At 48.3% G+C, this 11,928-nt stretch carries 7 protein-coding genes; all 7 read left to right on the plus strand.

Going from position 1 to position 11,928, the window contains the following annotated elements; genetic code table 11:
- Window positions 1–1,108: 1,108 nt before the first annotated feature.
- The 7 genes from GPL15_RS15900 to GPL15_RS15930 all read left to right on the plus strand — a co-directional run bounded on the left by GPL15_RS15900 (window position 1,109) and on the right by GPL15_RS15930 (window position 11,826).
- Window positions 1,109–2,518, plus strand: coding sequence for an extracellular solute-binding protein (locus tag GPL15_RS15900; RefSeq protein ID WP_215699670.1), 1,410 nt, complete (start codon window positions 1,109–1,111; stop codon window positions 2,516–2,518).
- A gap of 176 nt (window positions 2,519–2,694) precedes the next feature.
- Complete coding sequence (locus tag GPL15_RS15905) at window positions 2,695–3,549, plus strand: sugar ABC transporter permease (RefSeq protein ID WP_215699671.1); 855 nt, start codon at window positions 2,695–2,697, stop codon at window positions 3,547–3,549.
- 12 nt (window positions 3,550–3,561) lie between these two features.
- Window positions 3,562–4,392, plus strand: coding sequence for a carbohydrate ABC transporter permease (locus tag GPL15_RS15910; RefSeq protein WP_215699672.1), 831 nt, complete (start codon window positions 3,562–3,564; stop codon window positions 4,390–4,392).
- 24 nt (window positions 4,393–4,416) lie between these two features.
- On the plus strand, window positions 4,417–6,198 hold the full coding sequence (locus GPL15_RS15915; protein WP_215699673.1) for a histidine kinase: 1,782 nt from the start codon (window positions 4,417–4,419) through the stop codon (window positions 6,196–6,198).
- A gap of 31 nt (window positions 6,199–6,229) precedes the next feature.
- Window positions 6,230–7,855: a response regulator gene (locus GPL15_RS15920; RefSeq protein WP_215699674.1), complete on the plus strand. Its 1,626-nt coding sequence runs from the start codon at window positions 6,230–6,232 to the stop codon at window positions 7,853–7,855.
- Window positions 7,856–7,871: 16 nt separating this feature from the next.
- Window positions 7,872–11,150 carry a hypothetical protein gene (locus GPL15_RS15925; RefSeq protein WP_215699675.1) on the plus strand — a complete coding sequence of 1,093 codons (3,279 nt, stop codon included), beginning with the start codon at window positions 7,872–7,874 and terminating at the stop codon, window positions 11,148–11,150.
- The gene (locus tag GPL15_RS15930) at window positions 11,143–11,826 is read left to right on the plus strand and encodes an MBL fold metallo-hydrolase (protein ID WP_215699676.1); all 684 of its coding nucleotides are present in this window, start codon (window positions 11,143–11,145) and stop codon (window positions 11,824–11,826) included. The genes GPL15_RS15925 and GPL15_RS15930 overlap by 8 nt, the downstream gene beginning before the upstream one ends.
- The last annotated feature ends 102 nt before the right edge of the window (window positions 11,827–11,928 follow it).

Genomic DNA, 11,928 nt, shown 5'->3' on the forward strand with positions numbered 1-11,928 from the left:
TGCCCGTCTTTTTCTATCCCTGGAGCCTAAGTTTCACTAACGGTTTCCAGATGGCTTTCATCCCCGAAGGATTCCCCTTGCCCCGCCCCCATCCAAACCTCCAGTCCGTCCCCTCGTCCCGCGTTCCTGCTGGTGTTCTCTGGCTCAAGTAATTAAAAATGATTTAACATCAACCCTCAAGGCATTTTCGAAAATGCCGTCACCCTTTGATGTAAATGCCGTCACCATTTACATCAAATCTCCATGTCATATTCGCCAAACCAACACGGATTACTAAATGCCTCCTCACCGAAACGCTTCTTTGCTCTTTCTACTCCTCTCCTCCCAAAAACTTTTTTATTTTCAGGCGTAACTTTGGCCAATCGCCCAAATAAAGATTTGGAGAAGGAATGTAGAAAAAGCAAAGACGCGTTTGATTGAGGCGTTGTTTGGTATTTCGTGCAGATTATGACATAGATATTTTAAGTAACTGACGTGGAGATTAACAGTAAAAGGTCAAGGCATTTTCAAAAATGCCTTGAGGGTTGATGTTAAGTGGTGTGGGGATTTATATTAAAGGGTGAGGCCATTTTCGAAAATGCCTTCGCCCTTTATGTTAAATTTGCTTCTAATTACTTTAGCCAGAGAAAACCAGCAGGGAAGCGGGGAGGGCGGACGGCGGGGCAGAAGACCGGAGAGGGGGACCGGGGAAAACCAACGCTACAGGGGTCATGTGGAAACCATTTAGTGGAACTTAGGTTTTCAGCAGGAAAGAAGGCGGGCAGAAACTGAATTCCGAATCAGTTTCTGAGATGCCCTTGAACGGTAAAGTCATCAGGAGTTTACCGTGAATGGGCATCGGACCGCCTTCTTTCCTGCTGAAAGCCTTAGTTCCACTTAATGGTTGGAATCAGACCCCTGTAGCGTTGGTTTTCCCCGGTCCCCCTCTCCGGTCTTCTGCCCCGCCGTCCGCCCTCCCCGCTTTTCTGCGTTACGTTCTCACTTAAATCCCAATTAATCCCTTTTTATTTTTACATCCCCCTCTGGCGTTTTATCCATGTAGTTTTAATGCCCCCTGTGTTAAGATAAAATTATCTAAGAGACCGTGTGACAAAGGAGGGCATGTTTTATGAAAAAAAGTAAAAAAATGATTGCACTGGCACTGGTATCGGCTATGGCGGCATCAAGTCTTGCCGCATGTTCCGGGTCATCGAAGAATGCGACGGAGGCGCCTGCGACTTCCGCGCCTGCCCAGACAACCGCCAAGGCGGCTGAAGAGACAAAAGCGGCTGAGGAAACAAAGGCGCCGGAAACCACAGAAGCGGAGAAGAAGGAAGGGGAATGGGAGTTTAAAGAAGCGACTTTGTCCCTGCTGATCGACAACAATGTATCCTTAGACGGGCTTAACGCAGTCTGCGATCTGGCTAAAGAAAAACTGGGGATTACCATTGAAATTGAATATAAGGTGGATGACAGCGTTTTGAAGACCAGGCTGGCATCCGGGGAAATGACGGATCTTCTGGTTTATAATTCAGGGTCCCTTCTGGACGCGTTAAATCCGGCTGAATATTTTATTGACCTGACGAATCAGCCGTTTATTGAAAAGTATGATGATACCTACAAAGATTCCGTTACGGTAAATGGCGTTGTATACGGAGTTCCTTTTGCTTCCACTCAGGCAGGCGCTGTGATGTATTACAAACCGATTTATGAAGAACTGGGGCTGGAAGTTCCCCACACCTGGGCTGATTTCATCGCTAACTGTGAGAAGATCAAAGAGGCAGGCCATACGGCTTATATCAGCTCTACAGCTAAAAAGTCCATGACACAGGTATTATTCCTGGGCGACCATTATAATGTGGCATCTGCAAATCCTGATTTTGTAAGTGAATTTGAAAAAGGAAACGCCAAATACGCCACCGACCCGGCAGCTTTGAAGAGCTGGGAAAAATACGAGGACGTCATTCCATTTTTACAGGAAGGCCACACCGCAACCACCTATGACGAGGCATGTGATATGCTGGCCGACGGAGAAGGCGCTCACTGGATCAGTTTAACCCAGGCGCTGTCCAATATCTACTCCCTGTACGGCGAGGAAGCGGTTAACAAAATCGGTGTATTCGGAGTTCCCGGGGACAATGCGGACGATCACGGTTTAACCGTTTGGATGCCCAACTCCCTTTACGGAAGTTTGAATTCCGAGAAAAAAGACGATATTCTCAGATTCATGGAATTCTATATTTCGGACGAAGCGTTAAATGCTTATGCAGGCGCGATCCTTCCTGACGGACCTTACTGCATTAAGGGATATTCCCTTCCTGAAAATTCTTATGACGGCGTAAAGAACGACATGCAGGCGTATTTTGATAATAACAAGACAAAAGTTGCCATGGAATTCCAGACTGCTGTAAAAGGGGCCAATTGTTCTACAATCACTCAGTCACTGATTTCCGGCCTGACCACCGGCAAAGACGCGGCGGCTGAATATGATGAAGACTGCAAACTGCAGGCATTGCAGCTGGGGCTTGACTGGAAGTAACAGATAATAAAAAGACTGCCTGGAAGGTATTTGCAGGCAGTCTTTTTCTGCTTAATGGAGGCAGGAAATGTGAGAATAAAATTGAACGCCGCACCGGAGTATGACATACATTTAGTGGAAACTTATTTTTAAACGAACTCCGGAGCTATTTTTATATAGAAAGCAGGTGAAAGGATTTGAAACAGAAAAAAAGGTACTCAGGATGGTTTCTTGCGCCTACGTTAATTGTTTTTACGGGACTTTTTATCATTCCTCTTGTGATTTCATTTTATTTCAGCCTTACGGTTTGGAGCTTTACCGATGTGACATTTGTAGGGCTTGAGAATTTCAGGCTGTTTATGAAAGACAAGGCGTTGAGCCACAGCCTTGTGAACACGTTTATTTACTCATTTTCCACCTGCGGGATTAAGGTGGTTTTAGGGTTTCTGCTGGCGGTTTACCTCACCGGTAATATTAAGCTGAAAAGGACCCTGAGATCGGTGGTATTTTTCCCTCATCTGGTCAGTTCCGTAGCGGTGGGAATTACGTTCAGCGCGTTGATGCACCCTTCCAGAGGGCTGATCAACCAGGTGATCAGGTTTTTTGGCGGCAGCAGCGTCAACTGGCTGGGAAACCCGGATATTGCGCTTTATTCCATCATCGGGACTGATGTGTGGAAAGGGCTTGGCGTGGCGACGGTGATCTTTATATCCGGCATTCAGGCCATTGACCGCACCTATTATGAGGCGGCGGAGGTGGATGGGGCTAAGGGGTCCCAGCTTCTCAGATATATCACCATGCCGCTGTGCCGGCCTGCCATGAATTCCGTTATCATTCTGGCGCTGGTGACTGGTATGAAGACATTTGACCTCATTAAGGCGATGACAGAAGGCGGGCCGGGCACGGCGACAGAGGTAATCGCCCTTTCTGTATATAAGCAGTTTGCGGCTGGATATTATGGTTTGTCCACAGCCGGAAATGTGATCATGCTGGTTGTGATCGGCCTGATCGCGTACCCATTGCAGAAGTTCTTAATCAGCCGGGAAGAATAGGTGGTGAATCGTATGAAAAAGAAAAATGTAAAATGCCTGATGGCCACGTCGGCGGGCGTTATAGCCGGATTTTTTATCTTTGTGATACCCTTCCTGTTCATGCTGGTCAACTCCTTGAAGGACAGGAAATCAGCCAATAAACTGAGCATTTCCCTCCCGGAATCCCTGCATTTTGAGAACTTTATAGAGGTAATACAGGAACAGAACTATATGCTGATCCGGGCTTATAAAAACAGCTTCATTTTGGCGGTCTGCTCCATTTTGCTGCTGATCATATTTTCATCCATGTCCGGCTATGTGCTTCAAAGGCGGAGCGATAAAAAAATGACGGCGGCCAATGCGTTAATTTTAATCGGCCTCATGGTGCCGCCTGCGATCATGCCTACGATCTGGATTCTTCAGAGTTTAGGGCTTTATAAAACCATGGTTGGAATGGTTTTGATCGAGGTTGCGCTGCATACGCCGTTTACCGTCATGCTTTACAGGGGATTTATGTCCTCGATTCCCATTGAACTGGAGGACGCCAGTTATATTGACGGGTGTTCCCAGTGGAAGACCTTCTGGACAGTGGTATTTCCGCTGCTGAAACCGGTGAGCGCGACGGTCAGCATACTGAATCTGGTTTCGGTCTTTAACGATTTTATGAATCCTCTTTATTTCCTTCCGGGGACGAAAAATGTGACTCTGCAGCTGACGTTATACAGCTTTATCGGGCAGTTTTCCAGCTCTTATAACCTGTTATTTGCAGATGTTATCCTGATTGTATTGCCTATGCTGATAATATTCTTTATACTGAATGATAAGATCGTTGACGGTATGACGGCAGGAGCCGTGAAGGGATAGGAATAACAAAGGGCAGGTGGGGATATGAGGTTTCAGAAAAAAATATTGTTGAATTACGTGGTGCTTCTGTGCATTTCCGTGATGGTCATATGCATTTTGTATTACCATTCTTCGAAAAAACGGTATGTTGCGGAGGAGTACTCCTATCTGGCCACATTGACAGGGCAGATGATGAAGCAGTTGGAGCTGGAATACAGTTCCATGCAGGAGGCTACGGAATCCCTTTTATCCGATCCTGCGATTTTGGATAATCTGAAAATTTTATCCACGGTTCTGAACGATAACAACTACCGGCTGGATGCGAAAAAAACTATCAATATACGCCTCAACACCTATCATATTGTGAAAAATTATTACCGGGTTCTCATCTATAATGAGCATGGGGACCTGTTTGCCAGCTATGACTTCGACAACCGGAAAATCCGGGAATCCATTCCAACAGAACAGCGGGGATGGATCAAGGAGGCCACGGGAATCCGGGGGAAGACTATGCTGATCCCGCCCCATACGGACCCCTGGGGGCTGAAATACCAGCCCGATGTGTACGGAATTATCCGCGAAATTCTGGGATATCGGCTGGGATATCTGGAAGTCCAGCAGACGGCGGAATCGCTTAATAAAATCTTTGATATTTATGATGAAAATATCCGGGTGACGGCTGTCTTTGACGGCGGAAAGTTCCTCTATGGGGACGAAAATGCCCAGAGCTCCGGATTTTACCGGAAAATGGGAATGGAAAAAAATAATGGGATCATGAAGGTGAAAAACCCGGAAACCGGAAAATACGAGATCATTTCATCCGTATACTCAGATTTGACAGGCGTTACCATTCTGCTTTCTGAGGACCAGGGGGTCATTTTAAAGAAAATGTCCGGCTTTTTATGGATGGCATTTTGGATTATTCTGCTGTTTACCGGGTTATTTGTATTCTTTATTATCCGCGTATCGGTCAATATGGCCCGGCCCATCAATGAACTGCGCAGGCAGATGGAACAGGCCAGTTTTGACAACATGGAAGAGGGGATACATATTGAGAACAGCGTGGATGAAATCCGGGCGCTGACCGATGCCTATGAACGCCTTTTAAAGCGGCTGAAGGAATCGTTAACCAATGAAAAGAACCTTTCTTATCTCCAGCTCCAGGCCAGCTATGATCTGCTCCAGGCCCAGATCAACCCTCATTTTTTTCATAATGTGCTGAATGTGATCTCTTCGAGAGGGCTGACGCTGGGGGATGAATCCATTTGCGATATCTGTGACAGTTTATCGGGAATGCTCCGTTACGCCACGGGCAATAAAATGCGGTACGCGTCCATTGCGGATGAACTGGATTATTTGAACCAATACCTGTATCTCATGAAGCTCAGATACCAGCATAAGATTGAGTACAGGATTGATGTTGAAAATGAGCTGAAAGGCCAGATGGTGCCGAAAATCGTCTTCCAGCAGATTGTGGAAAACTCCATCAAGCATGGGTTTAACGGCAGCATTGATGTGATGAAGGTTACTGTGACAGGAAGGTGTTCCGAAGACGGGGGCCGGTGGATGATGGAGTTCCGGGACAACGGCGAAGGCATAAGGCCGGAAACCGCTTCTAAGATCAGGCGGGAAATGGAAGAGATGAAAATCAATCTCATGTACAAACATGAGGTGGTGGAAATGGAGATCGGAGGCATGGGGCTTTTGAACACCTATGCCCGGCTGATCCTGTTTTTCGGCGACCGGGTTGAATTTGAGATCAATGGATCGGAAAATGGAACTACAGTGATTATAGCGGCTCCATTTGCGGAGCCAGAAGGTTTATAAATATAGGACACAATCATCAGGGGGGATTCGTATGTTTCGTGTGCTGGTAGTGGATGACGAGCCCAGTGCGTTGGATTATATCTGCAATATCATTAAAATGAAATGTCCGTCCCTAACCATTGCGGGAACTGCGGAAAATGGAAAAGAGGGGCTTGATCAGTACCGCCTGTTATGGCCGGACCTGGTAATCAGCGATGTGAAGATGCCGGTGATGAGCGGGCTTGATATGGTGAAAGCCATAAAAGAGGAGGACGAGGAGGCCCAGATTGTCTTAGTCAGCGGCTATCAGGAGTTTGAATATGTGAGGGCGGCGCTGAAATACGGGGTGTCCGATTATGTGTTAAAGCCCATGACGCCGGCTAATTTCGTAGCGGCGGTGGCGCCTGTATTGAAGGTTCTGGAACAGAGGATTTATGAACAGAGAAAGCGATTGGTGCGGGCCATGGTCATGGGGCAGGTTGTGTTAACGGAGCCGGGGAGGGAGGCGGCGGAAGGCCAGTCCAGGGAGCCGGGGAGAGCGGCTGCGGAAGGCCAGCCCAGGGAGCCGCAAGGAGCAGCGGCGTCAGGCCGGTCAGGAGAACGCCCCACGTCATATCTGGCCGCCAGGGATAATATACGGAAATATTTTCCCGAAGAACGGTATTATCTGGCCGTAATCAGGGAGAACGGGCTGCCCAGACGGTTTACAGGAACGTATGAGATTGAATTGATATCGGAGATGGAAAATACCATATTTGTATATGGACGTGATGAGCGGGAAGCCCTCTACATCTGCCCGTCCAAGGCATTGAGCGGCGCGGAATTCAGCCGTATGATGGCCAAAGAAGCGGAGCGCAGAAATGAGGACGGATGTTTTGTGACATCGGTGATGATGTCCCATTCTGTGGAAACGGCAGACTTGGGCCAGGCGATTTCCTGCCTGTATAAGAGCCTGAACAGCCGCCTGTCCATAGGTGTAACCCAGAACTTTATGGTGTCTGTGGAAAAGGGGGCGGAAGAGGGCCCTGTAAAAGAAGTATACAGCCGGGAAGCGATGAAAAGCATGGAACGGAGCCTGGAAAAAAAGGACTATGCCATGTTTTTGCAGACGCTTTGGGATTTCATAAAAAATGCAGGCGAAGCGGAATACCCCCAGCTTCGCCTTGAACGGTTTGTCCGGCAGATCGCAGCAAAGGTTCAGCAGTATTTGAACTACCGGGGAGACGTGTTTGAAGATGAAATGATGTTCGAAGACGCATTTTATGATGCGGGAAGCCCAAAAGAGCTGTATGATAGTTTAAAGAGCATTTTTGTCCGGTACTGGCGGGAGGATAAGGAGGCCGTAAAACTGGATTCCCCGGAGTTTTTGGAGACGATAAAGGACTATATACGGAAACATTTGTCGGAAGATATCACCGTATCGTCGGTTTGCAGGGAATTTGGGCTGTCCCAGTCTTACTTAAACCTCATATTCAGAAAACATGGGATGGAGGCATTTCATTCTTATCTGAGAAATGTGAGAATTGAACGGGCAAAGGAAATTATGGAACGGAATCCCCAGATGTTTATTAAGGATGTGGCTATGATGACGGGCTATAAGGATCAATTTTATTTCAGCCGGATATTCCGGGCTGTAACCGGGATCTCACCGTCGGAATACATTGACAGCCTGTCCTGAACAGGAAGGAGAAGGTATGCTGTATCAAGATAACAAAAAAGAATTTTCCATGAGGCAGTTTGCGGACCCGCCGGCCGAATACCGGGGCGTGCCGTTTTGGGCATGGAATACGAAAATGACCCGGGAGGACGTGGATTTCTGCCTGGAAATATTCAAAAAAATGGGAATGGGCGGCGGATTTTTACATAGCAGAACGGGGATGAATCTGCCCTATTTGGGGGATGAATTCATGGAAATGATCTCCTACGCCAATGAGCAGGCCAAAAAACAGGGGCTTCACGCCTGGCTTTACGATGAAGACCGCTGGCCGTCGGGATTTGCCGGCGGGCTTGTAACCTGTAACCATGAGTACCGGTCCAGGTTTTTGGTGTGGTCCCCAAAACCCTATTCGGACGGAGAGATACCGGAGACGGGGAAAAAGACATCCACGGCTTCGGCGGTAAGAAGCGGTGAGAGAAAACTGCTGGGGAAATACCTGGTGACAGGGGAAAACGGGTTTTTGAAGGGATATAAGAGGCTTGAAGGGGTATCTCTTGAAGATGAAAACGGGGCGAAAAATGCCGGAGGCAGAATGCCTGGGGCGGGAATTCCTGAGATGAGAAAGCCTGAGACGGAAACAGTTATGCCTGAGGCGAAGGCCGATGAAATGGAAAAAATGCAAAATATTTGGTGGGCATATCTGGAGATATGCGGCGATAATCCATGGTTTAACGGCCAGTCCTATACAGATACCCTGAATCCAGATGCGGTTAAACAGTTTATAGATATTACCTACGAAAAGTACCGGGAATGCCTGGGGGCGGACTTTGGCAATGCGGTGCCTGGCATTTTCACAGATGAACCCCAGTTTACGCCAAAGCAGAGGGCGGGCAGCATAGATAGCCGCAAAGAGATCATCATGCCATTTACGGACCGTCTGCCTGAACGGTTTTATGAGGAATATGGATTTGATCTTCTGGACCGCCTTCCGGAACTGTTTTATGACAGGGAGGACATGGAATCGGAGGCCAGGTACTGTTATCATGATCTGGTAAGCCGGTTGTTTGCCGAAAGTTATGCGAAACAGATCGGGCAGTGGTGCAGGGAACATGGGATCGCATTGACCGGACATTTGATGAAGGAACCTCTTTTGTCATCCCAGACCGAGTTTGTGGGGGAGGCCATGAGGTCTTATCCGGGGTTTGGAATTCCGGGAATTGACATTTTATGTGACAGGCGTGAATTTACCACAGCAAAGCAGGCCCAAAGCATTGCTCACCAATGCGGTTATGAGGCCATGATAAGCGAATTGTACGGAGTTACCAACTGGGACTTTGATTTCAGGGGACATAAGCTTCAGGGAGACTGGCAGGCCGCATTGGGCGTGACAGTGAGGGCGCCTCATCTTGCCTGGACATCAATGGAGGGTGAGGCGAAACGGGATTATCCTGCGTCCATATTCTATCAGTCGCCCTGGTATGAGGAATATAAATTAATAGAGGATTATTTTGCCCGGATAGCCATGGTTATGAGCCGGGGCCGGGCCGGGGTGAAGATCGGCGTACTGCATCCGGTGGAAAGCTGCTGGACCCTCTGGGGAACTATGGAGAAGACCGGAGAAGCGGTCAAGGAACTGGACGGACAGTTCCTCCGCCTGACGGCCTGGCTGCTGGGAAGCTGCCTGGATTTCGACTTTATCTCGGAATCCCTGATTCCGCAACTATATAATGGGAGCGGTGAAAATGGCCTGGCAATCGGAGAGATGGAATATCAGGCCGTGGTTGTGCCATATATGAAGACCATGAGATCCACGACGCTGACGGCATTAGAGGAGTTTCGGAAGGCGGGAGGACAGATTGTATTCATGGGTGGAATCCCTGAATTGATAGAGGGGAAACGTTCTGAGGCAGTCAGGCATTTGGCAGAAAAGTGCCGGGTTATTCCTGATTCTAAAACAGAACTTTACCGGGAATTGGGGGCATTTGCGGATATCGAGGCATTTTACGGTGACTTTGAAAGGGCGGAGGATTTAATCTGCCAGATCAGGGAAGACGGGGATATGAGGTGGTTGTTCCTGGCCCATAAGAATAACCCCGGGAGAAAGGATTTGGCTGTTCCAAAGGATCTGACACTCAGGATCAAGGGTTGTTTTAAATGTATCCGTATGAATGCATTAAATGGAACGGCTGAGGAAGAAAATGACTGCGTTCATTCCGGCAAGGAAACGGAAATCAAAGTGAAATTCTTTGAGCATGACAGCCTTCTTCTTCAATTAATACCCTTTACCCGGGAAACGTCCGCTGGCCTTCCGCCTGCAAAAGAAAATAGGCCTTGCCCGGCTCAACTGGTCTCAAATGAGCTGAAGAGGGCAGACGGACCGGTCCGGGAGGTGGAATACTGCAAAGAAGTGCCTGTAACGCTGACGGAACCAAATGTCCTGGTTCTGGATATGCCTGAATATTCATTTGACGGACAGCCGTGGCAGAAGAATGAGGAAATACTCAGAATCGATAATAAGCTGAGAAAAAAGCTGGGCTGCCCGCTTCGCATGGAGGCATGGCCTCAGCCGTGGAGCCGCATAAGCGATGGTGTAAAACACCAGGAACCGGAGCATAGAATCGAACTGCGCTATTACATCTGGTCTGAGTGCCAAATTGATCATGTGAGTTTGGCGTTGGAACAGTTGGAGGAAACTACGGTATTTTGGAATGGCTATCCGGTCACTGCGGATTCTGACGGCTGGTATGTGGACCGGAGAATCAGAACAATCCCTTTGGGAGTGCTGGAAAAAGGAGCAAATGAACTCTGTCTGGTGCGCGGGTTCCATGACGGCACAAATCTGGAGGCGGTTTATCTGCTGGGAGATTTCGGAGTGAAGGTATCCGGCTCAGGCGCCGCAGTGACCAAACCTGTGCGCCATCTGCGTTTCGGAGACTGGAACGTACAGGGACTGCCTTTTTACGGAGGAAATGTAATCTATCATATTTCCCTGGAAGGTGAGGGAACGCCTCTGACAGTCGCAGTCAATAAATTTTCATCCCCTTTAATCCGCGTGGATTATCAGGGGCGGAAACAGGGAATTATAGCATTTTCCCCATATGAACTGACAACAGAACCGGTTGAGAAAGGAGAAACGTGTATTGAGATAACGGCGTTTGGAAACAGGATCAATACATTCGGCGCGCTCCATAACTGCGATTCAGGGGATAATAAAGCGGCGCCTGATTATTGGCGGACCACGGGCTGTGCATGGTCATATGAATACTGCCTGAGGCCTTCAGGTATCTTAAAAGCACCGGTGATAACCTATGATTAATCTGCGGTTTTTAGGGTTTGGGGCGGCGTTTTATCCGCCTTTGGGCAACACATCCGCCTGGTTTTTGCATGGACGGGATTTTTACCTGCTGGACTGCGGGGAGGATGTATTTCACAAAGTTTATGAATTGGAAGAGTATAAAAGTTCTCCTTCCGTTTCCGTGTTCATCACACACATGCATACGGATCATATAGGCAGTTTGGGAGAGCTGATCGCTTATTCCTGGTTTAAACGAAACCGCAAAGTTAAGGTTTATTATCCGGATGAGCGGTTAAAAAAGTATCTTGAACTCAGCGGAATCAACGTAGATATCTACGATTTCATGGGAGGAACCCTTGAAAACCAGGGCCTTACGATCCTTCCCCAGCCGGTGTTTCACGACCCTTCCATGGGCTGTTTTGGATACCGGATCAAAGATCAGGATGAGGCTGTCTACTACAGCGGCGACAGCGGCTTAGTCAGCCATGAAATTGTGGATGAGCTGAAATCAGGCCGTCTGGCCCGGCTCTATCTGGATACGTCCAAATCTGCGCCCAGGGATTCCGGACATGGGAATTTCGAGGCGATGAAGGAACGGATTGGCATAAAATGGAGAGACAGGGTGGTTTGCATGCACTTAGACTGCGATTTCCGTGAGGAAATTGAGGAGGAGGGATTTGCAAAAATCTTTATTTAGTTGATTCGCAAAAGTAACGCCATGAATCCTGGGGATGGGGACGGACGGGGGCGGAGGCCCGCTTGGAGGGTTGGCACCGGGCGGAACGGAATCCGTTGGCGA

This window comes from Clostridium sp. MCC353, from assembly GCF_018785315.1.
Taxonomy (GTDB): domain Bacteria; phylum Bacillota; class Clostridia; order Lachnospirales; family Lachnospiraceae; genus CHH4-2.

What these genes read in the sequence shown, in the direction of transcription:
- GPL15_RS15900 (WP_215699670.1), top strand. Translation starts at nt 1,109, where the DNA reads ATGAAAAAAAGTAAAAAAATGATTGCACTGGCACTGGTATCGGCTATG.
- GPL15_RS15910 (WP_215699672.1), top strand. Translation starts at nt 3,562, where the DNA reads ATGAAAAAGAAAAATGTAAAATGCCTGATGGCCACGTCGGCGGGCGTT.
- GPL15_RS15915 (WP_215699673.1), top strand. Translation starts at nt 4,417, where the DNA reads ATGAGGTTTCAGAAAAAAATATTGTTGAATTACGTGGTGCTTCTGTGC.
- GPL15_RS15920 (WP_215699674.1), top strand. Translation starts at nt 6,230, where the DNA reads ATGTTTCGTGTGCTGGTAGTGGATGACGAGCCCAGTGCGTTGGATTAT.
- GPL15_RS15925 (WP_215699675.1), top strand. Translation starts at nt 7,872, where the DNA reads ATGCTGTATCAAGATAACAAAAAAGAATTTTCCATGAGGCAGTTTGCG.
- GPL15_RS15930 (WP_215699676.1), top strand. Translation starts at nt 11,143, where the DNA reads ATGATTAATCTGCGGTTTTTAGGGTTTGGGGCGGCGTTTTATCCGCCT.